This is a genomic window from Hydrogenophaga sp. (assembly GCF_041913525.1).
Classification (GTDB): domain Bacteria; phylum Pseudomonadota; class Gammaproteobacteria; order Burkholderiales; family Burkholderiaceae_C; genus Hydrogenophaga.
The window spans coordinates 432345-458924 of the sequence record NZ_JAYSFD010000001.1 but is presented as its reverse complement, the minus strand read 5'-3'; the positions used below and the strand labels follow the sequence as shown (position 1 = coordinate 458924).

The window sequence follows — 26580 nt, the reverse complement described above, 5'->3', positions numbered from 1 at the left end:
GGCATGAGGGTTACCCCTTATCGCTCGCCACTTATTGCGTAATACAGTTACGCAAAGCGATATTTATGCCATGACGACGACCACTCCCCCTGCCCGCCCCACCACCCCGCCTTCCGGTTGCCCGGTGCACCACGCCGCCGCGCCGCAAGCCCCCAACGGTTGCCCCGTGAGTGGCCACGCCGCCGCCTTCAACCCCTTTGAAGACGCCTACCTGCAAGACCCGCCCGAGTACCTGCGCTGGGCGCGCGAGCAGGAGCCGGTCTTCTACAGCCCGGAACTGGGCTACTGGGTCGTCACGCGCTACGACGACATCAAGGCCATCTTCCGCAACCACGGCAGCTTCAGCCCGGCCAACGCACTGGAAAAAATCACCCCGCCCAGCGCGGCGGTGCAAGAGGTGCTGAACTCGTACAACTACGCCATGGGCCGCACCCTGGTGAACGAGGAAGAGCCGGCCCACATGGCGCGCCGGCGCCTGCTGCTGGAGCCCTTCACGCCCGAGGCACTCAAGCACCACGAGCCCATGGTGCGCAAACTGGCGCGCGACTACGTGGACCGCTTCATCGACGACGGCCGCGCCGACCTGGTGGACCAGATGCTGTGGGAAGTGCCGCTCACCATCGCCCTGCACTTCCTGGGCGTGGACGAGGAAGACATGCCCTTGCTGCGGCAGTACTCCATTGCCCACACGGTGAACACCTGGGGCCGCCCCAGCGAGGAAGAGCAGATCAAGGTGGCCCACGCGGTGGGCAACTTCTGGCAACTGGCCGGCCAAATCCTGGAGAAAATGCGCCGCGACCCCAGCGGCCCGGGCTGGATGAAGTTCGGCATTCGCATGCAGGCCGAGCACCCCGAGGTGGTGACCGACTCTTACCTGCACTCGATGATGATGGCCGGCATCGTGGCCGCGCACGAAACCACCGCCAACGCCACGGCCAACGCGCTGCGCCTGCTGCTGCAGCACCCCACGGCCTGGCGCGAGATCTGCGAGAACCCCGAGCTCATTCCCAACGCGGTGGAAGAGTGCCTGCGCTTTGCCGGCTCCATCATCGCGTGGCGCCGCGTGGCCATCACCGACGTGACCGTGGGCGGCATTGAGCTGCCAGCCGGCACCAAGTTCATGATGGTCATGGCCTCGGGCAACCACGATGAGAGCCACTTCCCCGAGGCCGACCTGCTGGACATCCACCGCGACAACGCGGGCGACCACCTCTCCTTCGGCTACGGCGCGCACCAGTGCATGGGCAAGAACCTGGCGCGCATGGAGCTGCAGATCTTTCTGGAGGAACTCTCTCGCCGCCTGCCGCACATGGCGCTGGTGCCGCAGACCTTCCACTACCTCTCCAACACTTCGTTCCGTGGCCCCGAGCACCTGCTGGTGCAGTGGGACCCGGCACAAAACCCCGAGCGGCGCGACCCGTCCCTCCTGCAACGCGAGCAGCCGGTGCGCATTGGCGAGTCCACCCGCGCCACCACCGGGCGCGCCATGCGCGTGACCGCCGTGCGCGAGGTGGCCGAGGGCGTGAAAGAGATTCGCCTGGCCCCGGCCGACGGCCGCCCCGTGCCGCGCTGGACACCCGGTGCCCACATCGACATCGAGTGCGGCGACACCGGCCTGTCGCGCCAGTACTCGTTGTGCGGCGACCCGGCCCACCCGCAAGAGCTGGTGATCGGCGTGCTGCTTGACCCGCAAAGCCGCGGCGGCTCGGCCTGGGTGCACCAGCACCTGAACGCCGGCGACACGGTGAAGGTGCGCGGCCCGCGCAACCACTTCCGCTTTGATGAGACCGCCCAGCGCGTGGTGCTGGTGGCCGGCGGCATCGGCATCACGCCCATTGCCACCATGGCCCACCGCGCGCGCCAACTCGGCATCGACTACGAGCTGCACTACTGCGGTCGCTCGCGCCGCACCATGGCCTATGTGGCCGAGCTGCAGGCCGAGCACGGCGAGCGCCTGCGCCTGCACGTGGCCGACGAAGGCACCCGCGCCGACATCCCGGCCCTGCTGGGCCAGCCCCGCCCCGACACCCAGGTGTACGCCTGCGGCCCCGAGCGCCTGCTCGACGCGCTGCAGCAAGCCTGCGCTGCCTGGCCCGACGACGCGCTGCGCGTGGAGCACTTTCACGCCAGCGGCGGCGCGCTCGACCCGAGCAAGGAACACGCCTTTGAGATCGAACTCAAAGACTCTGGCCTGGTGCTGCAAGTGCCGGCCGACCGCACCGTGCTGGAGGCGCTGCGCAGCGCCAACATCGACGTGCCCAGCGACTGCGGCGAAGGCCTGTGCGGCTCTTGCGAGGTGCACGTGGTCTCTGGCCAGATCGACCACCGCGACGTGGTGCTCACCCGCAGCGAACGCGAAGCCAACCAGAAGATGATGGTCTGCTGCTCGCGCTCGCGCCTGTGTGGCGAGCGCCTCGTCCTTGAACTCTGACCCCCTCACCGAAAGACCCACCATGAACATCAGCAAAATTCACCACGTGGCCTACCGCTGCAAGGACGCCAAGGAAACCGTCGAGTGGTACGAGAAGCACCTGAACATGAAGTTCGTGCTGGCCATCGCCGAAAACGAAGTGCCCTCCACCAAGGCGCCCGACCCGTACATGCACGTCTTCCTGGACGCCGGCGGCGGCAACGTGCTGGCCTTCTTCGAGCTGCCCGGCCAGCCCCCCATGGACCGCGACCACAACACCCCCAACTGGGTGCAACACCTGGCACTGAAGGTGGACAGCATGCAAGAACTGCTGGACACCAAAGAGCGCCTGCAGGCCGCTGGCATTGAGGTGGTGGGCCCCACCGACCACACCATCTTCAAGAGCATCTACTTCTTCGATCCGAACGGCCACCGCCTTGAGCTGGCCTGGGACTGCGGCACGCCCGAGATGTACCGCAAGCTCGACGAGGTCAAGCGCGACATGCTCGAAGAATGGAGCCGCACGCGCCGCGCGCCCAAGCACGCCGCCTGGATGCACGACGGCAGCATGGCCAGCTAAGGACTCGCCCCACATGACCATGCTCAACGAAACCCACGACCCGTCCCTGCGCAGCTGGCTGGCATCGGCCAACGCCGAGGGCAGCGACTTCCCCCTGCAAAACCTGCCCTTCGCCAGCTTTCGCCGCGCCGGCAGCCAAGAGCCTTTCCGTGGCGGCGTGGCCATTGGCGACCAGATCGTCGATCTGCGCGCCCTGGCCGCCACTGGCGCGTTCACCGGCGAGGCCCGTGAGGCGCTGCAAGCCGCCGCGCAAGACAAGCTCAATGCCCTGATGGCCCTGGGCGCCAGCGCCTGGAGCGCCCTGCGCCTGGCGCTCTCGCGCGCCCTGCGCGAAGGCGCGGCCGAGCAGGCCACGCTGCAAGCCTGCCTGGTGCCGCAAGGCGAAGCCGAGTTCGCCGTGCCAGCGCAGATTGGCGACTACACCGACTTCTACACCTCGGTGCACCACGCCACCAACATCGGCCGCCTGTTCCGCCCCGACAACCCGCTCATGCCCAACTACAAGTGGGTGCCCATTGGCTACCACGGCCGCGCCTCCACCATCGGCGTGTCGGGCCAAGCCTTCGCGCGCCCCAAGGGCCAGCTCAAGGCACCCGACGCCGAGGCCCCGGTGCTGGCCCCCAGCCAGCGCATGGACATTGAGCTGGAGCTGGGCATCTACATCGGCTCGGGCAACGCCATGGGCAACCCCATTCCCATGGCCCAGGCCGAGAGCCATGTGTTCGGCCTGTGCCTGCTCAACGACTGGTCGGCGCGCGACATCCAGGCCTGGGAATACCAGCCCCTCGGCCCGTTCCTGTCCAAGAGTTTCGCCACCACCATCTCGCCCTGGATCGTGACGATGGAAGCACTGGCGCCCTACCGCGTGGCCCCGCACCGCCCCGCCGACGACCCGCAGCCCCTGCCCTACCTGGACTCTGCCGCCAACCGCAGCGAAGGCGCCATCGACATCCAGCTCGAAGTGGGCCTGCACACGCCGCGCCTGCGCGAGGCCGGCCAAGCTGCTGCCACCATCTGCCGCACCAGCTACCGCCACGCCTACTGGACGGTGGCGCAAATGGTCGCGCACCACACCATCAACGGCTGCCAGCTTCAGCCAGGCGACCTGTTCGGCAGCGGCACGCTGTCGGGCCCCACGCTCGATCAGGCCGGCGCGTTGATCGAACTCACCCAGGGCGGCAAGAACCCGGTGCAACTGCCCAACGGCGAGCAGCGCACCTTCCTGCAAGACGGCGACGCCGTGGTGCTGCGCGGCTGGTGCGAGAAGGCCGGCGCCGCGCGCATCGGCTTTGGCGAGTGCTGGGGCACGCTGCTGCCCGCCATCGCCGGCTGACACCAGGCCAGAGGTGCGCGGTCAGCGCATCTCGAACAGCTCTTGGTGAAAGCGACCTGGGGGCAGGCCCATGGCCTCCAGGTCTTGCCGCAACTGCCGGCCAAAGGCGGCCGGCCCGCAAAACCACACCTCGGCCTCGCGCCACTGCGGCACCGCCTCGGTCAGGCGCTGGGCGTTCAGGCGGCCATCGCGCTGGCTCAAGAGCACGTGCAGGCGCACGCCGGCCGCGTCAGCGTCCTCTTGCATGCGCGCCAGCGCGGCCTCGTCCAGGGCCGAGGTGGGGTGAAACAGGTCCACCGCGCGCCCATCGGGCGCCTTGGCCAAGGCCTGCATGCGCGCGATGAAGGGCGTCACCCCAATGCCCGCGCCCACCCAGATCTGCCGTGGGCAAGTGCCCTGGAAGTTGAAGCGCCCATACGGCCCCTCGACCTTCACCACGTCGCCCACCCGCACCCGATCGGGCAGGGTGCGCGTGTAGTCGCCCAGGCCCTTGATGACGAAGGTGATGCGGCCATCGTCTACCCAGGCCGAGGCCATGGTGTACGGGTGCGGTCCCTCGTCTTCGTGCAGCGTGAGAAACGCGAACTGCCCTGACTCGTGCCCCGGCCAGCGCCCGCGCAGGCGAATGTCCATGGCCAATACGCCTGCGGCCTCATAAGGCCGCAGCGCCTCCACCTCGCCCACCACCTGGCGCTGCACCGCCACGCGGCGGGTGAGCACGCGAAGCGCCGCCGCCGTGCCCGCGGCCATGCCCAGCGCCATCAGCACGCCCAGCGGGGTGAACCAATAGGCCCACTGCATCAGCACCGCCGAGTGCCACACCAGGGCCAGGTAGGCCACGGCCAGCAGGCGGTGCGTCTTGAAGAAATACCGATAAGGGAAGCGCTTGAACAAGGCCAGCGCGATCAGCACCACCGCGCCGTAGAAGGCCCACTCGCCCACCCCCTCGGCCAGGCCGCGCTGACCCTGGAAAAACTGCGCCAGCACCGCATCGGGTGGCGGTGGGCGCGGGCCGCGTGCCGGGCGGGTGAGCAAGCCCCAGCCGATCAGCCACTTGGGGCCTTGCGCGCCAAGCCAGTGCACCACCGACACCACCAGCGCTGCGATGCCCAGCCATTTGTGCAAGCGGTACATCTTGTCCAGCCCCCCAAGCCAGGGCTCCAGCACCACCGGCCGCGCCGCCAGCACCATGGCCATGGTCATGGCCACCATGGCCATCACGCCGCTGTACTGCATGAACAGGCTGCGCCAGCCCAGCCAATTGGCCACCGTGGCCCAGTCGGTAGCGTCGGCCCACCACCACAAACCGGTGATGAGCAGGCCAGTCACCCAGAAAGTGCGGCGAATCGTGTGTGTCATGTGTCTTCTCCCAAGGGCGCTCCGGCCGCCCGAAGCAAGTGTCGACCCAGGCGGGCGGCGGGCGCCTGCGACAAATCAAAGACAATCGCTTTTTCCCGCGCTTCCCCCTACCCGTGTCCGACCTTCCGACCCCCATGTCGGCGCCCGCGCCTCAGACGCGCGATGCCGGCCAGCGTTTCCTCTTCATCGACGCCCTCAAGGCCCTGGGCTCGCAGTTCATCGTGCTGCACCACCTGGCCTTCTACGGCCCCATGTCCGACTGGACCCACCGCATCGCCCCCGGCTTGGTGGAGTGGCTCAGCCGCGATGCGCGCATGGCGGTGCAGGTGTTCCTGGTGGTGGCCGGCTTTCTGGCGGCGCGCACCCTGGCCCCCGACGGCGTGCTGCGCACCACCACCCCCATCCGGGCGCTGTGGCAACGCTATGTGCGCATCGGCCTGCCCTACCTCGCCGCCCTGGTGGTGGCCATGCTGTGCACTGAGCTGGCCCGCTTGTGGATGGACCACGACACCATCGCCGAGCCGCCCACTGCGTGGCAATTCCTGGCCCACGCACTGATGATCCAGTCCCTCATCGGGGTGGACTCGCTCTCGGCCGGCGTCTGGTACGTGGCCATTGACCTGCAACTCTTTGCGCTGCTGCTCTTGCTGCTGTGGGCGGTGCGCGCGGCGGTGCCCGACCGCGAGGGCTGGCGCCCACGCGCCGCGCGCCTGGGCGTCACGCTGGTGGTGCTGGCCTCGTTCTTCCACTTCAACCGCGACGCCGAGTGGGACAACTGGGCCTTCTATTTCTTCGGCGCTTACGGCCTGGGCGCCATCACCGCCTGGGCCAGCGCGCCCGGCCGGGCGGAGACCGCTCGCTGGCTCTGGTGGGGCGTGGTGATGGCGGCCATGCTGGCCCTGGCGGTGGACTACCGCGAGCGTCTGCTGCTGGCGCTGGTGGTGGCCAGCCTGCTGGCCTGGTCATTGCGCGGCGGCTGGCTCTACCGATGGCCAGATAGCCGCCTGCTGGCCTACCTGGGCCGCATTTCCTATTCGGTCTTCCTGCTCAACTTCCCGGTGGCGCTGGTGGTAAACGCGTGGTTCACCCGCTACGCCAGCCCGGACCCTGTGGTGCAGACCCTGGGCGTGGTGGTGGCGTGGGTGGCCTGCAATGTGGCCGGTGCGCTGTTCCACCACGGGGTGGAACAGCCCTTGAGCCGCCTGGGCCGCGGCCGGCGCTGATCGCGCGGCCGCGATGCCCAAAACCAGGCTCAGGCCGTGACGGGCAGGGGGCTGGCGCAGCGCTGGCGCAGGTGCTGCAGCGCCTCTTCCACCTGGTCGATCAGCACCAGGCACAGATCGCCGGGCTGCAGTCGTTGCAGCGCGGTGTCAATGGCCAGGAACTCGCCCTGGATGGTGTCGATGCGTTGGGTGCGGGTGGCCCCGTCCAGGCCCTGGCGCAGCAAGCCCGTCACCTCGCCCGGCTCACGGCCGCGCTGGCAGGCGTCTTCGTACAGCACAGCCTCATCAAAGGCCTCGCCCAGAATCTGGGTCTGCTCGCGAATGTCGCTGTCGCGCCGGTCACCGGCACCACTGATGACCACATAGCGCCGCTGGGCCGGAATGGCATTGGTGGCGGCCACGAGGGCGCGCATGGCATCGGCGTTGTGACCGTAGTCGGCAATGATGGTCGCGCCCCGGTAGTCCATCACGTTGAAGCGGCCGGGCACGCTGGCCACGTCGCTCACGAAAGACCCCAGGCCACGGGCGATCACGTCCCACGGCACACCCAGGCCCCAGGCGGCGGCCACGGCGGCCATGGCGTTGTCCACCTGGAAGCCAATGCGTCCCCCCAGGGTGATGGGCATGTCGGCCAGCGGCAGGGTGTGGCGCTCTTGCCCTTCGGCGGCCACGATCTGGCCGTCTTCCACCCACACCGAGCGCTTGCCTTGGGCGCGGTGCGTGGCCAGCACCGGGTGGCGGCCATCGGCAGCGAAGAAAATCACCTGGCCGCTGCACACCTCGGCCATGCGCACGCAATGCGGGTCGGTGGCGTTGAGCACGCCGTAGCCGTTGGGGGCCACGTTCTGGATGATCACGCGCTTGAGCACCGCCAGGTCTTCCACCGTGGTGATGTAGTTCAGGCCCAGGTGGTCGCCCGCACCGATGTTGGTGACCACCGCCACCTGGCAGCGGTCAAAACCCAGGCCCTCGCGCAAGATGCCGCCGCGCGCGGTTTCGAACACGGCTGCGTCCACCTCGGGGTGCATCAGCACGCTGCGCGCGCTCTTGGGGCCAGAGCAGTCGCCGGTGTCGGTGACGCGGCCGTTCACGTACACGCCATCGGTGTTGGTCATGCCCACGCGCAGGCCCTGCTGCCCCAGCAGGTGGCCGATCATGCGGGCGGTGGTGGTCTTGCCGTTGGTGCCGGTCACGGCCACCACCGGCACACGGCCGTTGTCGCCAGGGGCGAACAGGTGGTCAATGATGGCCTCGCCCACGGCGCGGCCCTTGCCATAAGAAGGCTGCAGGTGCATGCGCAGGCCCGGGGCCGCGTTCACCTCGACGATGCCACCGCCGGTTTCCTCCAGCGGGCGCAGCACGTTGTCGCACACCACGTCCACACCGCACACGTCCAGCCCGATCATGCGGGCCGCCGCCACGGCGCGCGCCGCCACCTCGGGGTGCACGTCGTCCGTCACGTCGGTGGCGGTGCCGCCGGTGGACAGGTTGGCGTTGTTGCGCAGCACCACGCGCTCGCCCTTGGCGGGCACCGAATCGGGCGAGTGGCCCTGCATCTTCAGGCGGGCCAGGGCGATGTCGTCGATGCGCATGCGGGTGAGCGCGGTGGCGTGGCCGTCGCCACGGCGCGGGTCGGCGTTGACGATGGCCACCAGCTCGGCCACGGTGTGAACGCCATCGCCAATGACTTGCGGCGGATCGCGTCGCGCGGCCGCCACCAGCTTGTCGCCCACCACCAGCAGGCGGAAGTCGGCGCCCGGCAGAAAACGCTCGACCATGGGCTGGCCATATTCCGAGGCCACGCGGTAGGCCAGTTCCAGGTGCTCGCGGTCGGTGATGTTCACCGTGACGCCCTTGCCCTGGTTGCCGTCTTGCGGCTTCACCACCACCGGCAGGCCAATTTCCAGCGCAGCGGCCCAGGCGTCGTCCACGCTGTCGGCCGGGCGGCCCAGCGGCACGGGCACGCCAGCGGCGCGCAGCAGGTTTTTGGTGAGGTCTTTGTCTTGCGCGATGCTTTCCGACACCGCACTGGTGCTGTCCACCTCGGCAGCCCAGATGCGGCGCTGGCGCGAGCCCCAGCCGAACTGCACCAGCGAGCCCTGCGTGAGCCGGCGGAACGGAATGCCCCGGGCCACGGCCGCGTTGACGATGGAGCCAGTGGACGGGCCCAGGCGCAGGTCTTCGTCCAATTCGCGCAGGTCCAGCAACAGCTTGTCGATGTCAAAGGGCTCGGTGTCCAGGCCACGGGCCACGGCGATCAGGCGCTCGGCGGCCTTCAGGGCTCGGCGGCCCACTTCTTCTTCCGTGTATTCCACCACCACCTGGTAGGTGCCGGGTTCCACCGTCTCGGTGCAGCGCGAAAAGCTCACCGGGCAGCCCGCCTGGGCCTGCAGAGCCAGCGCCGTGAGCTTGAGCACGTGCGCCAGCGACAGGTCATCGGGCGCACGGCGCCAGGCGCCAAGCTGCGGGAAACGCTCGCGCAGCGTGGCCTCGAAGCCCGGCATGTTGGCCAGGGAGCGCTCATCTGGTTCGCAGTGCACGATGGCCTCGATGGCGGTCTGGCGAGTCCAGAGGTTGGGGCCGCGCAGCGCGCGGATGCGGGAAATGTCCATGGCTCAGGTGAATGAGATAGCGATGGCGTCGCGGAATCGTGGGGCAGACAGACCGACCACCCGATGCGTCAATTGAGGGTAGAGGCGCCGAAGCGCTCCAAGCCCGCGGCGATGAGCTCGGGCGACAGGCCAGCCGCCCAGGCCGCAGCGGCCGCGCCGCACAAGGCCGTGGCGGCATCGGTGTCCAGGGCCTGCCCGGGGCGCGCGCGCACCACGAGCTGGCCGTTGTCCATCAGGCACACAGCGCCCTCGCACCAGCGCACCAGGCGCGTGCCGGGCATGCCTTCGGGCACGCTGCCTTCACCGAACCAGTAACAGTCGCCGTCGCACAAAGGCGCCAGCGCCGCCACTGCCGGGTCGTCCACGCGCAGCACGCAGGCACCATGGCCCAGCACCACGTCCACCTGGGTGCGCAGCGCGCGGGTCATGTCTTGCGGGCCGCTCACGTCGTGGCGAGCCAGGGTTTCCCAGCCGCGAAGGTCGGTGACCACACCCACCAGGCAGCGGTCGTAGGGCAGCCCACGGTCAAGAATCAGACCAGGCTGGGTCTCCACCACCACGCTCTGCACCTCGCGGTTGAGCAAGAGGCGCTGGCATTGCTCCCAGTAATCGCGGGCGGCGTCTTCCACCCGGCGATCGCCCAGGAACACGCCCGCCCGGCAGGCCAGGCCCGTGGGGCCGCTGGCCAAGCCCAGCAGGAAGGCCGACGCGCGGGCCAAAAGGGTGGTGTGGCCGGTGCCGCTGATGCCGATCAAAGGCACACGGCCCACGTCGGGTTCGCTGCCCGGAAAGAGCTGCGCCACGATGGCCTCACCCACCGGGCGCGGCTGGCCCACGGCGGGCTTGAGGTGCATCAGCAGGCCCGGGCCGGCGTTGACTTCCACGATGGCACCGCCCTGCTCTTGCAGCGGTCGGCCGATGTTCTCGCACACCAGGTCCACACCGGCCACGTCAAGACCCACCGTGCGCACGGCCAGGGTGACCGCATAGGCCACCTCGGGGTGCACGTCGTCGGTGCAATCGATCGCCACGTTGCCGTTGCGCTGCACCAGCACGCGGTGACCCGCCGGCGGCACCGACTCGGCAGCAAAGCCCTGGCGCTCCAGCAGCAGGCGCATGGCCGGCTCACGGTCCAGGTGAATCGTCTCGAGCGGAAATTCCTCGGCCTCGCCTCGGCGCGGGTCGCTGTTGAGTTGCAGGTCGATGAGCTGGCGCACGTCGTGCACGCCATCGCCCGTGATGTAGAGGCTCTCGCCCCGGCTGGCCGCCACCACCTTGCCACCCACCACCAGCACGCGATGCTCGTCGCCGCGGATGTAGCGCTCCACCATCACGTCGCTGCCTTCGGCATCGGCAATGGCGAAGGCGCGTTCAATGTCACCCTGCTGGGTCAGCTCAAGGGACACCCCACGGCCGTGGTTGGCGTCGCTGGGCTTGACGACCACCGGCAAGCCAATGTCTTGTGCGGCCTCCCACGCCTCTTCAGGGCTGTGCACCACCTGCCCCTCGGGCACCGGCACGCCGCATGACTTGAGCAGCATCTTGGTGAGGTCTTTGTCGCTGGCAATGTTCTCAGCGATGGCGCTGGTGAGTTCGCTCTCGGCCGTCCAGATGCGGCGCTGGCGCGCACCATGCCCGAGCTGCACCAGGTTGCCGTCGGTGAGGCGCACATGCGGAATGCCTCGTTCGGTGGCCGCGTTCACGATGGCGGCCGTCGACGGGCCAAGCCAGGTGGCGTCCACCACCTCGCGCAAGGCGTGCACGGCACCGGCCACGTCAAAGGGTTCGTTGTTGATGGCCGCTTCCAGCAGCGCATGGCCCTGCTTGAGCGCGGCCTCGGCCGTGGCGCGGTTGCGCGCGCGGAACACCATGCGGTACACGCCAGGCTTCGAGGTGCTGCGGGTCTGACCAAAGCCCGTGGGCATGCCCGCCTGGTTCAGCAACTCAATGACGCAATGCTCCAGCACATGGCCGGCCCATGTGCCTTCGCGCAGGCGCTGCACAAAGCCGCCGTGCTCACCGACCCCGCAGTGGTGCGACTCCAAGCCCGGCAACCAGGCCAGCAGGCGGTCGGTCAGGCCATCGATGGTGTGCGACGGGCGTTGCTCCAACTCGCCGAGGTCCAGCCAGACCTCCATCGTGGAGCGGTAGGTCCAGGCATTGGGGCCATCCAGAAATTGGTGCCGCAGCACCGTCAGCACAAAGCGGTTGGAATCCATAGAGACAGCGTTGTAACGCACAAAGGCCATTTGCACAGCCTGACCATCGGTCCATCGACGGCATGCTGGGCCGCCTGAATCGGCACGCAAACCAGCAACGAGGGCACAAGCCGATGGCACACAACCCGATATTCTGGGGGCAAGGCGCGGCCAGGGCCTGACGGTTTCTTAAGTATTGGCAACCGAATGTCTCGCCACGCCACGAGACGAGACTTGGCGCACAATTCCGCACCCATGCAGCCCGCCACCGCCACGCCCAAGACGACCAGCGACGCTGGCACGACGCCCCCCCTGAACCCCGATGAAACGGTCCTGGCCCGGATGGCCATTGACCTGGACGGACAAGGGCGCTTTGCCAAGCACCAACTCGCCCTCACCCAGAAGGCCCTCTGGACCTTCGAAGGCGCAGACTGGCGCCGCATCGACCTGAGCCCAGGCATGCGCCTGCGCCACACCGACCTGGCTGGCGTGGCCTCGCTAGACCTGCTGGGTGCCAATGGCCTGCAAGCACGCTGGCGCTTCACCCTTGAACACAACCCCACCGCGCTGCGGCTGCAACGCGCCTTCGATCAGGCCGTCACGCACTTGCACAGCGCGCCAACCCTCAGCGACGACAGCGCTCGCTGCCCCACCTGCCACACGCCACTGCCCCCCGACAGCGACGAGTGCGAGGTGTGCCAGCGCGAGGTGGCGCAGCCGCCTTCCACCTGGGTGCTGCTGCGCCTGTGGCGCTTCGCACATCCTTACCGCTGGACGCTGCTGGCGGGTTTCCTGCTCACGCTGGCGTCCACTGCGGCCACGCTGGTGCCGCCCTACCTCACCATTCCACTCATGGACGAGGTGCTGATTCCGTTCCAGAACGGCCAGCGCATCGACCCGGTCTACGTGAGCTGGCTGCTGGGCGGCCTGCTGGGCGCGGGCCTGCTGGCCTGGGGCCTGGGTTGGGCTCGCACCTGGCTGCTCGCGCTGGTGTCCGAGCGCATCGCCGCCGACCTTCGCACCACCGCCTTCGAACACCTGCTGAGCCTGTCGCTCGATTACTTCGGCGCCAAGCGCACGGGCGATCTGATCGCGCGCATTGGGTCAGAAACCGACCGCATTTCGGTGTTCCTGTCGCTGCACGCGCTGGACTTCGCCACCGACGTGTTGATGCTGTCGATGACAGCCGCCATCCTGTTCTCCATCAACCCGTGGCTGGCCCTCGTCACGCTGCTGCCCCTGCCCTTCATTGCCTGGATGATCCACCTCGTGCGTGACCGACTGCGCACCGGCTTCGAAAAGGTGGACCGCGTCTGGGGCGACGTGACCAACGTGCTGGCCGACACCATCCCCGGCATTCGCGTGGTCAAGGCCTTCGCGCAAGAGCGCCACGAGGCCAAGCGATTCCACGAGGCCAACGCCCAGAACCTGGCGGTGAACGACCGCATCAACAAGACCTGGAGCCTGTTCTCACCCACTGTCACCCTGCTCACCGACATGGGCCTGCTGGTGGTGTGGGCCTTTGGCATCTGGCAAATCAGCAAGGGCGACATCACGGTGGGCGTGCTCACCGCCTTCATCGCCTACATCGGCCGCTTCTACGGCCGGCTCGACTCGATGAGCCGCATCGTGTCGGTCACGCAAAAGGCCGCGGCCGGCGCCAAGCGGATCTTTGACATCCTCGACCACGTCTCCAATGTGCCCGAGCCCGCCGAGCCAGTGAAGGGCGTCACCATCAAGGGTGGCCTGACCATCGAGAACATCGGCTTTCGCTACGGCAACCGCGCCGTCATTCGCGGCCTGAGCCTGGACATCCGGCCCGGCGAAATGATCGGCCTGGTGGGCCACAGCGGCTCTGGCAAGAGCACGCTGGTCAACCTGATCTGCCGCTTCTACGACGTCACCGATGGCCGCGTCATGCTGGACGGCACCGACATCCGCCGCTTTGCCGTGGCCGACTACCGCCGCCACATCGGTCTGGTGCTGCAAGAGCCCTTCCTGTTCTTCGGCACGGTGGCCGAGAACATCGCCTATGGCAAGCCAGACGCCACGCGCGAAGAAATCGTGGCCGCCGCGCGCGCCGCCCACGCGCACGACTTCATCCTGCGACTGCCCCAAGGCTACGACTCGCTCGTGGGCGAGCGCGGACAGGGCCTCTCGGGCGGTGAGCGCCAGCGCATCAGCATCGCCCGCGCGCTGCTCATCGACCCGCGCATCCTCATCCTCGACGAAGCCACCTCGGCCGTGGACACCGAGACGGAGAAGGAAATCCAGCGCGCGCTGGACAACCTCGTGCAGGGCCGCACCACCATCGCCATCGCCCACCGCCTGTCCACCCTTCGCAAGGCCGACCGTCTGGTGGTGATGGACCGCGGCGAAGTGGTGGAGGTCGGCCCGCACGATGACCTCATCGCCCGCCGGGGCCACTACTGGCGCCTCTACGAAGCCCAGGCCCGCCAGGCCGCCGCAGAAGATGCCGAACGCGACGCCAGCCTGCTGGCCCACCGTGTTCCCGTGCAATCGGCCCACTCCGCCAGCAACCAGCCATGAACGCCACCCCCCAATCCCAGACCAATGTCGACCTGCGCCGCGATGCGCTCGGCCAGTGGGTGTGCCGCTTGGGCGATGCGCCCGAGCACGTGGGCGTCCAAGTGGTGCGCGGCTTTCCCCTGAGCGCGCCAGAAGAAGCCCTGTCCATCGTCGGCACCGACGGCCATGAGCTGTTGCACATCAGTCGCCTGGCCGATCAGCCGCCCGGCTTGCAGCAGGCACTGCGCGAGGCGCTCACCGAGCGCGAGTTCATGCCGGTGATCGAGCGCATTCGCTCGGTCAGCACCTTTGCCACGCCCAGCACCTGGCTCGTGGACACCAACCGAGGCACCACTGAGCTGGTGCTGAAGGTGGAAGAAGACATTCGCCGTCTGCCAGGGGCACGTCGCCTGCTCGTCACCAGCGCCCACGGCGTGGTGTTTGAGATCGCAGACCGCAACCGCCTTGACCGGGCCTCGCGCCGGCTGCTTGAGCGCTTCCTCTGATACGGGTCGTTCGGCCTGCCTCCCAATAAGGTTCCAGCCTCGCTGGCCTAAACCCTTAGCCAAGCAACGCATGGGCCTCACGCTCGGGGCCGGGTGTGCCCTGTCCACCACCGTTTGGCGGCCGGGTATTTCGGCACATCAAATTAATTCTTTAGAATTATTTTTTTCGAAATCACCCGATTCCAACCGAAAGCCAAGCGCCAAGGAATTCAAACCATGCACTTGCAGAGCCTGCCACGACGGATGAACGCCACCACCAGACCCCGTGCTCACCGACAGTCGCTTCACCGCCTCCATCCGCGCTCCACGGCGAGACACCTGGTTGCCGACTTCGCCAACACCCAGCCCACAGCACCCAGTATTCAAGCTGGCAAGCAAGCACAAGAGGACGCGCCGCGTGCCAGACAGCCAGTGCTCGGTGCGATCAACCTTTACCTAGTGGCCTATGTGGTCGTCTTTTGTGTCACCTTGACCGTGGTCCTGTTCACCACAGACCTGACGCTCGCCCTGGACGTGGTCGTCCTGGTCGCGCGCGAATCGCTGTGGTGCGCACCCATCGTGGGCACCACGTTGCTGCTGGCGCCCTGGCGGCGCACCAGTCATCGCCACCGCCGGGACTGAACGCCAACGCAGGAACAAGAACCGCAGGCCTTGCCCACGCCCACTGGCGTGACGGGCCAAGGCGGCCTCAGACCGTCACCTCTCTCAATAGCCGGCGCAGCACCTTGCCGGTGCCGGTGGCAGGCAGGGCGGCCATCAGTTGCACGGCACGAGGCACCTTGTAGTGCGACATGTTCTCGCGTGACCAGGCGACAAGTTCGGGCATGTCCACCTGCCGACCAGGCTTGGGCACCACAAACGCCTTCACCACCTCGCCTTTGTCGGGGTCGGGCACGCCGATCACAGCCACCTGCCCCACGTCGGGGTGCAAGATCAAGATGGCCTCTACTTCTTCCGGGAAGACGCTGAAGCCCGACACCTTGATCATCTCTTTCACCCGGCCGATGAAGGTGAGGTAGCCATCGGCATCGAGCTTGCCGATGTCACCGGTGTGCACCCAGCCCTGGCGCAGCACCTCGGCCGTGGCCTCGGGCTTGTTCCAATAGCCCTTGAACACGCCAGCGCTGCGCAGCACGATCTCGCCGGTCTGCCCGGTGGGCACCGGGTTGCCATCGGTGTCCAGAATCTTGACTTCCACCCCTGGCCCCGGCACGCCGTTGGTGCCCCAGCGAACGGCGTCGCGGGGCATGAGCACGTCGTTGGTGTGGGTCTCAGACAAGCCATAGCCAGCCTCGTAGACCAGGCAATCGTTGGCGAAGCGGCTCCAGCGCTGGGCCAGCTCTTCGGTGAGCTTGATGCCGAAGCTGGTACCCATGGTGGTTTGCAGCGTGCCCAGGTTGAAGCGCTCGGCGCCGGGCTCGTTCATCACCGCCACCATCATGGGGGCCATGGCGTACCACCAGGTCACGCGGTGGCGCTCGATGGCCTGCAGCACGGCCAGCGGGTCCATGCGGTTGAGCAGCACCACCGTGGCGCCGGTATAGGCCAGCAGGGTGAGCCCGCAGATCATGCCGGCGATGTGGTACAGCGGCGCCACGGCCAGCACGGTGTCGTCCTGCCGGATGCGGAACATGTCCGCCCCCACGGCGGTTTTGTAGAGCGCGTTGCCGTAGGTGAGCATGGCACCCTTGGGCATGCCGGTGGTGCCCGAGGTGTAGGTCATGAGCGCCACGTCGTCCATCGACAAGGTCGGGCGGGGTGGCTGCGCCGGCACGCGGGCGATCACGGCGCAGAAGTCGGTGGAGCCCTCTGGCGTGGGGCGGCGTTCGGCCACTTCGTCGGGCACGCGCAGGGTGGGCGTGTCCGGCAGGAAGTCGGCGTAGCGCACGCTGTAGAGGTGCTGCACCGGCACGCGGTCGCGCACCGAGAGCACGATGGGCACCAAGTGGTCGGCGGCCACAATGGCCTTGGCGCCGAGGTCGCCAACCTGGTAGGCGAACTCGTGCGCCTTGAACATGGGGCTGCAGGGACTGACGATGGCACCGAGCTTCTGGATGCCGAAATGCGCCATCAGGTACTGCGGGCAGTTCTGCATGAACAGCGCCACCCGGTCACCCTTGCCCACGCCAATGCGATGCAATTCGGCCGCGAAGGCATCGCTGGCCGCGTCCAGCTCGGCGTAGGAAATCTCGCGACCGTACCAGACGATGGCGGGCTTGTCGGGCTGGGTTCGGGCGTAGTGCCGCAGGTACTCGTGCAGGGGCTGCTCACCGTGGCGGAAGTTCAGCATGGAGGGGGTTCCTGTGTCAGAGGCCCAGCACGTGCTTGGCCATGATGTTGCGCTGGATTTCGGTGCTGCCACCGTAGATGGTCATGGCGCGGCGCCAGAAATGGCTGGACGCGGGGGTGACGGCATAGTCGGGGCCAATGGGCGCCACGTCCGCATCGGTGAACAGCAACTCGGGCTGATAAGGCTGTGCATCGGCGCCCGTCGCTTCCAGGATGAGCTCCAGCACGCTTTGCGCGATTTGAGTGCCCCGCACTTTGATGAAAGACGAGGCACCTGCACCCGCCGGCACACCGGCCTGGATGTTGGAGAGCACGCGCAGCACGCCGATCTCCAGCGCCTTGAACTGCGCCTCCACCGCGCTCACCTTGGCGGCGAACAGGGGGTCTTCGATCAACGGTCGCCCGCCCACGCGCACGCTGCTGGCGATGCGGCGCAGCTTCAGCAGCTCTTGCGTAATGAAGCGCAGGTTGGCGTTTTCCACCCGCTCGTGTTCCAGCAGGAACTTGGCGTAGGTCCAGCCCTTGCCCTCTTCCCCGATGCGGTTGGCCTTGGGCACCTTCACGTCGCTGAAGAACACGGCGTTGAGCGAGTGGGTGCCGTCGATCATGCGAATGGGTTGCACCTCGATGCCCGGGGTCTTCATGTCGATCAGCAGGAACGAAATGCCGGTCTGCGGCCGCGCGTCGCGGCTGGTGCGCACCAGGCAGAAGATCCAGTCGGCCCAGTGGGCGTAAGAGGTCCAGATCTTCTGGCCATTCACCAGGTAGTGGTCCCCTGCGTCGTCGGCCCGGGTGGAAAGGGCCGCCAGGTCGGAGCCGGCCGAGGGCTCGGAATAGCCCTGGCACCACCAGACCGATGAGTCGCGGATGCCGGGCAGGTGGCGTGCCTTCTGCTCGTCGGTGCCGTAGGTATAGATGACAGGCCCCACCATGGACGGGCCAAACACCTGCAGCTCGGGGCAGTTCATCTCGCCCGCGATGGTGTTGAAGATGTAGGTCTGCACCGCCGTCCACTCGTGCCCACCCACCGAGCGGGGCCACGCGCCGGTGAACCAGCCGCGCTCGGCCAGCACCTGCTGCCAGCGCATGTAGTCGTCGCGGTCGAGGTGGCGGTCAAGCCGCACCTTGTCTTCGATGTCACGCGGCAGCCGGGCGGCAATGAAATCGCGCACCTCCTCGGCGAACGCCTGTTCCTGCGGAGAGAGTTTCAGGTCCATGCCGTCCCCTTCAATTGGCCGCGTGACGGCGCAGGTGCCAGTTCGAGTCGCCCAGGCTCAGGCCGATCAAGGTCAGGCGCTTGAAGTAGTGGCCCACGTTGAGCTCTTCGGTCACGCCCATGGCGCCGTGCAGCTGCACCGCTTCCTGGCCCACCAGGCGAGCGGTGCGGTCGATCTCGATCTTGGTGGCCGACAGGGCCTTGCGCCGCGTTGGGGCATCGGCCTCGTCGATCATGAGGGCGCCGTACAGGGCCATGGATCGGGCCTCGTCCAGGGCGATGTGCATGTCCACCATGCGGTGCTGAAGCGCCTGGTTGGTGCCGATGGGGCGGCCGAACTGCTTGCGGGTCTTGAGGTAATCGAGCGTGGTGTCCACCAGCGCCCCCATGGCGCCCACCGCCTCGGCGGCCAGGGCGGCGATGCCCCGGTCCAGCACGCGATCGATGGCATCGAAGGCGCCGCCTTCCTGGCCCAACAGTGCCGACGCAGGCAAGGCCACGCGATCGAAGGTCACGTCGGCCGCTCGTGTGCCGTCGTGGGTGGCATAGGCCTTGATCGCCACGCCCGGGGCCTTGGCCGGCACCACCACGGCGCTGAGGCCCTGCTCGTCGCCCACTGCGCCTGAGCTGCGGGCGATCACCACGAACGCATCGGCCACGCCGCCGCCGTGCACCAGCACCTTGCCGCCACTGAGCACCAGACCCTGGCCGTCGTGCTGCAGACGGGTGTCGCAATGCGCCCGCTCGTAGCGCCCGCCCGCCTCGGCATGGGCCAGGGCCAGCTTGGTCTGCCCGGTCATCATCGGGGCCAGCCACTGCGCCTTCTGCTCAGCGCTGCCCAGCGCCGCGAGCACGCCGCCGGCCAGCACCACGTTGGCCAGGTAAGGCTCCAGCAACAGGCCACGCCCCACCCCTTCCATCACCAGCGCGACGTCGGCCGCGCCGCCACCGATGCCACCGTCGTCTTCGCTGAAGGGAATGGCCAGCCAGCCAAAGTCGGCGTATTTCTGCCAGCAGGCTTCGTCGTGACCAGGATCGCTGGCCACCAGCCGGCGCCGGTGGGCGAAGTCGTATTCCTCGCGCACGAAGCGTTCCACGCTCTCGCGCAACTGCAGTTGTTCGGGTGAGTATTGAAGGTCCATGGGATGGGTATTGGTGGGGTGACGAAAAAGACAGAGAGGCAAGCGACCTACAGGGCCAGGTAGCGCTGCTGGATCTCGGGCTGGCGGTCAAAGGTCTGCCAGTCACCGTCGAAGACGATGCGGCCGGTATCGATCACGTACACGTGTTCGGTGCAGCGGCGTGCGAACCAGATGTTTTGCTCGCAAAGCAGCAGGGCCACCTTCTGCTCGGTGCAGGTGCGCACCACGTCGCGGGCCATCTCCTCCACGATGATGGGCGCGAGGCCCTCGGTGGGCTCGTCCAGCAACAGGTGGCTGGGGTTGGCCGCCATGGCCCGGGCCACGGCCACCAGCTGCTGCTGCCCGCCGCTGAGCTGGCCACCGGGGCGCTGCTGCAGGGGCTCCAGCATCGGAAAGCGGCGCACGATCTCGGCCACCGGCACCGCCGGCCGGTCGGGCCCGCTGCCGTGGCGGGCCATGGCGATGTTCTCGGCCACCGTGAGGTGGGTGAAGATGCGCCGGTCCTCCGGCACCAGGGCCAGGCCCATGCGGGTGCGCCGGTGCGTGGGCATGGCCCCCAGGGCCTGGCCCTTGAAGTGCACCTCGCCCTTCACGCGCGGGCCGGCGTTCATGATGCTTTTCAGCAAGGTGGACTTGCCGGCGCCATTGCGCCCGAGCAAGGCCACGCGTTGTCCAGGCCCCACCCTCAGGCGGGCCCCCATCAGCACATGGCTGTCGCCGTAAAAGGCGTCGAGTTCGCGAACGTCAAGCACCGACCATCTCCTTGCCCAGGTAGACCTCGCGCACGCGCGGGTCGGCGCGAACCTCATCGACCGTGCCGGTCGAGACGACTTCGCCGTAGTTCATGACCATGATCCGGTGCGCCAGGCCGAACACCACGTCCATGTCGTGCTCGGTCATCACCACCGTGATCTCCCGTTCGCGCTGGATGCGCGACACCAGCCGGGCGATGTCGGCCCGGTCGCTGGGCGACATGCCAGCGGTGGGCTCGTCCAGCATCAGTATGGAAGGCCTGCCCGCCAGGGCGATGGCGAACTCCAGTCGCTTCTTGTCGCCGTGGGACAGAAAGCGGGCGTCCTGTTCGGCCAGCTCACCCAGCTTCACGTCGGCCAGCAGGGCATGGGCCTCGGCCCGCACCTCATCGGCCGCGCGCCAGCGCAGGCCTCGGCGCGGGGCCTCGCCGCTGTGGCGCCGGCGCGCCTCGATGGCCACGACCAGGTTGTCCAGCACCGTGAAGTCGCGGAACACCCGGGCCACTTGGAAGGTTCGGCCAAAGCCGCGCTGCACCCGCTGGTAGGCCGGCAGTGCGGTCACGTCCTCGCCACCGAAGTGGATGCTCCCGCCGTTGCACGGCACCTCGCCCGTCATCACCTTGAACATGGTGGTCTTTCCGGCACCGTTGGGGCCGATGATGGCGAACACCTCGCCCACGTTGACCGACAGGCTCACCCCGCGCAGCACCTCCAGGGCACCGTAGCGCTTGCGCACCCCGTCCACCCGCAACAGCTCGTTCATCGCGACACCTCCTGTTTGAGCGCTGCCATGGGCATGGCGGGCGTTGCGTCAGCGGCCGGCCGATGGGCCGGGGCTGCGCCCCAGCGCCGCCACAGCCGCTCCTCCAGTTGGCGCCACAGGCCAACGGCCCCGTTGGGCGCCAGCAGGATGATGGCCAGCAGGCCGGTGCCCACGATCAGCTCGGACAGGCCCACCAGCGTGCGGGTGGCGTAGGCAATCGACGCAAACAGCCCGGCCCCCACCACCGGCCCCCAGAACGAGCCCACGCCGCCCAGCAAGGTGTTGAGCATGGGCTGGGCCGAGGCCAGCCAATGCACCTCTTCCACCGTGACGATGCGCGCCCACGGCGCGTACATGGCGCCCGCCACCGCCGCCACGGCACCCGACAGCACGAAAGCACCCAGGCGGTAGGCCGCCACGTTGGTGCCCATGAAGGCGGCGCGCTCGGCATCTTGCCGGATGGTCTGTAGCGTGCGGCCAAAGCCGCTGTGCAGCACCCACCACAGAACCGCCGTCATGGCCACCGTGCCGGCCAGCAGGAACCAGTAGTAGCCATTGGCGCTGCTGGTGTCGATGGTGAAGAGGCCCAGGTCCAGCTTGGGGCGGGGAATGTCGGTGATGCCGTCCTCGCGCCCCAGCCAGGACGAAAACCCGATCACCAGGCGCACGGCTTCAGCCAGGGCCACCGTGAGCACCGCCAGGAACACGCCCGACATGCGCCGCAAGGCCAGCAGCCCGATGGCCCAGGCCACCATGGCCCCCAGCACCGCTGCGCCCAGCAAAACGCCCACAAATGGAAAGCCGACCACGTTCTTCAGCACCAGCGCCGCCAGGTAGGCACCGATGGCGAAGAAGCCCGCGTGCCCGAAGGACACCAGCCCGGTGTACCCAAACAGAATGTTCCACGACAGCGCGAACATCACCTGGATCAGCACCGTGCCCACGATGTAGAGCGGCCCCGCATTCACCCACAGCGGCAGCGTGGCCAGCAAGCCCACCAGGGCCAGCCCCAGCACCTGCCAGGTGCGCCGCGCGATGCGCGGGCGGTGCGAGCCGCTGGCGTGCGCCTCGTGCGCGCTCTCTTCCTGCATGCCCACGGCAGGGAACAGGCCGGTGGGCTTCCACAGCAGAAAGGCCGCCAGCACCACGTAGATGGCCAGGCCCGGCACCGAAGGCAGCAACACCGTGTTCAGGCTCTGCACCAGGCCCAGCACCAGTGAGCCGATGAAGGCGCCGCGGATGTTCCCAAGGCCGCCAATGATCACGGCGAAGAAGGCGTACATCAGGTACGAGTCGCCCAACCCGGTGGACAGGCTCTGGTTGGGCAGCAGCAGGCCGCCAGCCAGGCCCGCCAGCATGAAGCTGGCCATCACGCTCAGCGCCACCCCGAAGGAGACGTTCAGGCCCATCACGCTGGACATCCAAGGGTCGGCCGCCAGCGCCTGCATGAGCTTGCCGAACCACATGCGGTGAATCACCACCTCCAGCACCACATAGGCCACCAGACCGGCACCGATCACGAACAACTGGTAGGCCGAGAAATACAGGCCCAGCGCGTTGATGGGCTGGTCCAGCCCGGGCGGCGGGTTCACCGAGAAGAAGTCCACGCCCCAGATGAGCTTGGTCACGCCGGTGCACACCATCATCAGCGCGAAGGTGGCGATCAGTACGTAGTGCGGATCGACATTGCGCAGCCGGCGCAGCACCAGGCGGTCGGTCACCAGCCCCAGCAGCGCCACCACCACGCCGCCCGCCAGCACGCCCAGCAGAAACATGCCGATGGACTGCACGTCTCGCCCCATCACGGAATAGGCCGTGTAGGCGCCAATCATGAAAAAACCGCCCTGCGCCATGTTGAGCAGGCGCAGCAGGCCGAAGATCAGCGTGAGCCCGGCGGCCACCAGAAAAATGGCCATGCCGAAAGCGGCGGCGTTGAACACCGCGAACATCAGGTCGTTGAGCACAGGGCCTCCTCGCGTAGAACCGTTGGCATGAGCGATCAGCCCTCGAACTTCTTGCCGGGCGACGGGGGTTCGACCACGTCCGCCTCGTTCAGCACGATCACGTCCTCCAGCCCATAGCCGGGCGCCGCCTCGCGCGCGCCGATCTTGGCGAAATAGGCCGACCCCACGCCCTGGTGGTCTTCCTTGCGAATCAGGTACGGGCCAGCGGCGGTGTCGAACTGCAAGCCTTCCAGCGCCTTGATCACCGCCGGCGATTCGATGCTCCCGGCCTTCTTCACCGCATTGAAGATGGCCAGGGCCGAGCGGTGGGTGGCCTGCACGATGCCCGGTGGGTGCGCGTTGCCTGTCACCTTCACGATGCCTTCCATCAGCTTGCGGCTGAGCGGAAAGCTGCTCTTGAAGGGCTCCAGTTCGGGCGCCCAGAAGGTCACGCCCCACAGGTTGTTGGGCGTGGACTTCTGCATGGCCTTGGCGATCATCAGCTCAGTGCCGGCCTCGCCAATCACCTTGAACTTCTTGTCCATGCCCACGGCACGTCCCTGCTGCAGCAGGCTCACGCAAGGCGCGGCCGTCAGGCCCACGAACAGGCCCTGGGCACCCGAATTCATCAGGCTGTTGATCTCCACCCGGTAGTCGGCCTTGTTCAGGCTGGCGTACACCGGCTCCAGCAGCCGGGGCGACTTGCCGCTGGCCGCAGCCGCGCGCTGCACACCCTTGTTGAAGTAGCGCACCATGTCGCGCCCGTTCTCGCTGTCGGGCACGATGGTGGCCCACGAGTCCACGTCGGGAAAGCGATTGGCCAGCATGCTGCCGATTCCGCCGAACAGCATCGACGCGTTGGACGCGGCGCGGAAGAAGTACGGGTTGAAGTGCTCGTGGGTGAGCGACATCACCGTGGGCGCTGGCGCCACCACCACCGATTTCAACTCGGGCAGGATGGGCGCCACCGCCAGGGCCATGGGCGATTGGGCGCAACCTACGATCAGGTTCACGCCCTGGCCCGCCAGTTCGCGCGCCGCGCTCACCGCCCCGGCGGCGGTGAACTTGTCGTCGCGCACCACCAGTTCGATGGGCCGGCCCAGCAGGCCGCCCTGCTCGTTCCACATCAGCTGCGCGGCCTTGATGCCGGCCAGCCAGGCCGCGCCGGCCTCGGCACCGATGCCGCTCATGGGCAGCATCACCCCCAGCTTCACGGGCGCGGGTTGCGCCCGCACGATGCGGGCGGTCCCCGCAGACAAGGCCGCCACGGCGGCCGTGGATTTCAAGAGAGAACGTCGGGTGATGCTCATGGTGTGCTCCAAACGGCGGGGCCGGTGACCCTGCTCAGGCCTCGAATTTCTTGCCCGGGGTGGGCGGCTCGGCCACGTCAGCCTCGTTGAGCACCACCGCGTCGGTGATGCCGTAGCCCGGCGCCTCGTCCTTCACGCCCACCTTGGCGATGTAAGCCGTGCCCAGGCCCTGGTGGTCTTCCTTGCGGATGTGGTACGGGCCCATTGCGGTGTCATAGGTGAGGCCCTCCAGCGCGGCGATCACGGCCGCGGTATCGGTGCTGCCGGCCTTCTTCACGCCGTTGAACAGGCCCAACGCGGCGCGGTGACTGGAATGCACGATGCCCGCCGGGTTGCGGTCACCAGTGAGCTTGGCGTAGCCCTCGTGCAGCGCGCGGCTGAGCGGGTAGCGGTTGGAGCTTTCGATGCCCGGCACCCAGAAGCTGATGCTCCACAGGTTGGGCGGCAGCGACTTCTGCATGGCCTTGGCGATGAGCATCTCGGTGCCGGCGTCGCCAATCACCTTGAACTTCTTGTCCATGCCCACCGCACGGCCCTGCTGCAACAGGCTGATGCAGGGCGCGGCGGTGAGGCCCACGAACAGGCCCTGCGAGGGCGCGTTCATCAGGCTGTTGATCTCCACCCGGTAGTCGGCCTTGTTCAAACTGGCGAACACCGGCTCCAGCACCTTGATCTGGCGACCGGCCTGCTGGGCGGCGCGCTGCGCCCCCAGCGTGAAGTAACGCGCCATGTCGCGCCCGTTCTCGCTGTCGGGCACGATCAGTGACCAGGTCTGCACCTCGCTGAACTTGTTGGTCAGCAGATTGCCCACGCCAGCGAAGGCAATAAAGGCATTCCACGAGAGGCGGAAGAAATTGGGCTGAAAACCCTCGTGCGTGAGCGACATCACCGTGGGGCAAGGCGCCACCATCACCGCCTTGAGCTCCGGCAGGATGGGCGCGGTGGCCAGCGCCATGGGCGACTGCGAGCCGCCAATGAGCAGGTTCACCCCACTGCCAGCCAGCTCACGGGCCGCGGCCACCGCGCCGGCGCTGGTGAACTTGTCGTCGCGCACCACCAGCTCAATGGGCCGCCCCAGCAAGCCGCCGGCTGCGTTCCACTGCTCAACCGCCACCTTCACGCCCGCGTGCCAGGCCGCACCAGCCTCTGCGCCGATACCGCTCATGGGCAAGATAAGGCCCACGCGAAGCGGGCCCGACTGTGCCCTGGCGATGCCAGTGGCACCAACTGCTGCAGCGGCGGCAGCACCCTGAATGATGGAACGTCTGCTGAGGCTCATGCGTGTCTCCTGTGTTGTGAACCGACTGTCGAACCCAAACGCAACCTGTCATTTGTTATAACAGATTGAAAGTTTCACAAAACACAAAGAGGCGAAACCCTCTCGTAAACCCCTATCTCAAGAAACCAAGAAATCGATGAGCGGACGCAGGGCCCACTCCACCCCTGGCCGTCACTGACGTCCTCAGCGGGCGTAGGCGCTCAGCATCTGCTCGCGCAGCCAGCGGTTGGCGGGATCGTTGTCGGTGCTGCTGTGCCAGTAGAGGTAGGCGTCCATGGCCGAGAGCGGCACGGGAAACGGCAGCACCTGGTTGCCAAACTGCCGGTTGGCCATGTGCGCGTAGCTCTCGGGCATCGTCAGCAGCAGGTCCGTCTGAGCCACCGTGCGGCAGGCAGCGAAATAGAACTGGCAACGCAGCGCCACCTTGCGGTGTAGCCCCAGCCGGTGCAGTTCCAGGTCTTCAAACCCCTGCCCTTGGCGGCGCGAGGTGACCAAGATGTGACGCTGCGCGAGGTAGGTATCAATGTCCAGCGAGCCGCGGACCACGGGGTGGTCTTGCCGGGCGACCACGGCCATGCCGTCCACGTTCACGCGGGTGAACTTCACCGCTGGCGACACGGGCAGCAGCACGTCCACCGCCAGGTCCAGCGTGCCTGCGGCCAATTCGCTCTCCAGGCTGCGTCGGTTGGCGCGCACGGTGGACACCTCCACCTGCGGCGCCTGGGCCGACAGCGTCTGCATAAGCCGGGGCATCACGGTGGATTCCATGTAATCGCGCAGCCCGATCACGAAACGCTTGTTGGCCGAGGCCGGGTCAAACCCCTCGGTGTCGTTGAGGATGGCGCCCAGCTGCTGCAGCGACTCTCGCAGCGGATCGATCAAGCGCTTGGCCAGCGGCGTAGGCACCATCTTGTGGCCCTGGCGCACGAACAGAGGGTCATTGAACAGATCCCGCAGCCGCGCCAGTGCGTGGCTGATGGCAGGCTGCGTGAGGTGCAGTTTCTCCGATGCCTTGGTGATGCCGCCTTCGGTGTAGATCGTGTCGAAAACCACCAGCAGGTTCAGGTCAACGCGGGATATATGCATGGTCTGTATCCGTCTCCATTCCCCGCTTTCATTGGCTTGCCTGAGCGGGC

Annotated in this window: 19 protein-coding genes; 7 read left to right on the top strand and 12 right to left on the bottom strand. The window is 67.6% G+C overall.

Going from position 1 to position 26580, the window contains the following annotated elements; translation table 11 throughout:
* Nucleotides 1-70: 70 nt before the first annotated feature.
* Genes ACE3RQ_RS02195 through fahA form a run of 3 tightly spaced genes read left to right on the top strand, consistent with a single transcriptional unit; the run spans nt 71 to nt 4323 of the window.
* Nucleotides 71-2431: a cytochrome P450/oxidoreductase gene (locus ACE3RQ_RS02195; protein ID WP_374519451.1), complete on the top strand. Its 2361-nt coding sequence runs from the start codon at nt 71-73 to the stop codon at nt 2429-2431.
* A gap of 22 nt (nt 2432-2453) precedes the next feature.
* Entirely contained in the window at nt 2454-2990 is a 537-nt protein-coding gene (locus ACE3RQ_RS02190; protein ID WP_374519449.1) for a VOC family protein, read from the top strand.
* A 13-nt stretch (nt 2991-3003) separates the two neighbouring features.
* Nucleotides 3004-4323 (top strand): fumarylacetoacetase, encoded by a 1320-nt coding sequence (gene fahA, locus ACE3RQ_RS02185; protein WP_374519447.1) that lies wholly within the window; start codon nt 3004-3006, stop codon nt 4321-4323.
* A 21-nt stretch (nt 4324-4344) separates the two neighbouring features.
* Here the strand turns inward: fahA and ACE3RQ_RS02180 are convergent, their stop codons facing one another.
* A complete protein-coding gene (locus ACE3RQ_RS02180) occupies nt 4345-5682 on the bottom strand; it encodes a ferric reductase-like transmembrane domain-containing protein (RefSeq protein ID WP_374519445.1) in 1338 nt (445 codons plus the stop codon).
* 134 nt (nt 5683-5816) lie between these two features.
* Here ACE3RQ_RS02180 and ACE3RQ_RS02175 point away from each other — a divergent pair, with 134 nt between their 5' ends.
* Entirely contained in the window at nt 5817-6905 is a 1089-nt protein-coding gene (locus ACE3RQ_RS02175; RefSeq protein WP_374519443.1) for an acyltransferase family protein, read from the top strand.
* A gap of 29 nt (nt 6906-6934) precedes the next feature.
* Here the strand turns inward: ACE3RQ_RS02175 and cphA (ACE3RQ_RS02170) are convergent, their stop codons facing one another.
* Complete coding sequence (gene cphA / locus ACE3RQ_RS02170) at nt 6935-9517, bottom strand: cyanophycin synthetase (protein ID WP_374519441.1); 2583 nt, start codon at nt 9515-9517, stop codon at nt 6935-6937.
* A 68-nt stretch (nt 9518-9585) separates the two neighbouring features.
* Nucleotides 9586-11736 carry a cyanophycin synthetase gene (gene cphA, locus ACE3RQ_RS02165; protein WP_374519439.1) on the bottom strand — a complete coding sequence of 717 codons (2151 nt, stop codon included), beginning with the start codon at nt 11734-11736 and terminating at the stop codon, nt 9586-9588.
* Nucleotides 11737-11970: 234 nt separating this feature from the next.
* Between cphA (ACE3RQ_RS02165) and ACE3RQ_RS02160 the strand changes: the two genes are divergently transcribed.
* The 3 genes from ACE3RQ_RS02160 to ACE3RQ_RS02150 all read left to right on the top strand — a co-directional run bounded on the left by ACE3RQ_RS02160 (nt 11971) and on the right by ACE3RQ_RS02150 (nt 15371).
* Nucleotides 11971-14265, top strand: coding sequence for an ABC transporter ATP-binding protein (locus ACE3RQ_RS02160; RefSeq protein ID WP_374519437.1), 2295 nt, complete (start codon nt 11971-11973; stop codon nt 14263-14265).
* Nucleotides 14262-14750: a DUF1854 domain-containing protein gene (locus ACE3RQ_RS02155; RefSeq protein ID WP_374519435.1), complete on the top strand. Its 489-nt coding sequence runs from the start codon at nt 14262-14264 to the stop codon at nt 14748-14750. The genes ACE3RQ_RS02160 and ACE3RQ_RS02155 overlap by 4 nt, the downstream gene beginning before the upstream one ends.
* Before the next feature lie 243 nt (nt 14751-14993).
* Nucleotides 14994-15371 (top strand): hypothetical protein, encoded by a 378-nt coding sequence (locus ACE3RQ_RS02150; RefSeq protein ID WP_374519433.1) that lies wholly within the window; start codon nt 14994-14996, stop codon nt 15369-15371.
* Nucleotides 15372-15438: 67 nt separating this feature from the next.
* Here ACE3RQ_RS02150 and ACE3RQ_RS02145 read toward each other — a convergent pair whose 3' ends face one another.
* The 9 genes from ACE3RQ_RS02145 to ACE3RQ_RS02105 form a co-directional block, all read right to left on the bottom strand.
* Nucleotides 15439-17040, bottom strand: coding sequence for an AMP-binding protein (locus ACE3RQ_RS02145; RefSeq protein ID WP_374519431.1), 1602 nt, complete (start codon nt 17038-17040; stop codon nt 15439-15441).
* A 16-nt stretch (nt 17041-17056) separates the two neighbouring features.
* Entirely contained in the window at nt 17057-18256 is a 1200-nt protein-coding gene (locus tag ACE3RQ_RS02140; protein WP_374519429.1) for an acyl-CoA dehydrogenase family protein, read from the bottom strand.
* A 10-nt stretch (nt 18257-18266) separates the two neighbouring features.
* Complete coding sequence (locus ACE3RQ_RS02135; protein ID WP_374519428.1) at nt 18267-19397, bottom strand: acyl-CoA dehydrogenase family protein; 1131 nt, start codon at nt 19395-19397, stop codon at nt 18267-18269.
* A gap of 47 nt (nt 19398-19444) precedes the next feature.
* On the bottom strand, nt 19445-20149 hold the full coding sequence (locus ACE3RQ_RS02130) for an ABC transporter ATP-binding protein (RefSeq protein WP_374519426.1): 705 nt from the start codon (nt 20147-20149) through the stop codon (nt 19445-19447).
* Nucleotides 20142-20912, bottom strand: a complete 771-nt coding sequence (locus ACE3RQ_RS02125; protein ID WP_374519424.1) for an ABC transporter ATP-binding protein — start codon at nt 20910-20912, stop codon at nt 20142-20144. Before ACE3RQ_RS02125 ends, ACE3RQ_RS02130 begins: the two co-directional genes overlap by 8 nt.
* Nucleotides 20909-22876, bottom strand: coding sequence for an ABC transporter permease (locus tag ACE3RQ_RS02120; protein ID WP_374519422.1), 1968 nt, complete (start codon nt 22874-22876; stop codon nt 20909-20911). The genes ACE3RQ_RS02125 and ACE3RQ_RS02120 overlap by 4 nt, the downstream gene beginning before the upstream one ends.
* 35 nt (nt 22877-22911) lie before the next feature.
* Entirely contained in the window at nt 22912-24165 is a 1254-nt protein-coding gene (locus tag ACE3RQ_RS02115; RefSeq protein WP_374519420.1) for an ABC transporter substrate-binding protein, read from the bottom strand.
* A 34-nt stretch (nt 24166-24199) separates the two neighbouring features.
* A complete protein-coding gene (locus ACE3RQ_RS02110; RefSeq protein ID WP_374519419.1) occupies nt 24200-25444 on the bottom strand; it encodes an ABC transporter substrate-binding protein in 1245 nt (414 codons plus the stop codon).
* A 183-nt stretch (nt 25445-25627) separates the two neighbouring features.
* A complete protein-coding gene (locus ACE3RQ_RS02105) occupies nt 25628-26530 on the bottom strand; it encodes a LysR family transcriptional regulator (protein WP_374519417.1) in 903 nt (300 codons plus the stop codon).
* Nucleotides 26531-26580 lie beyond the last annotated feature (50 nt).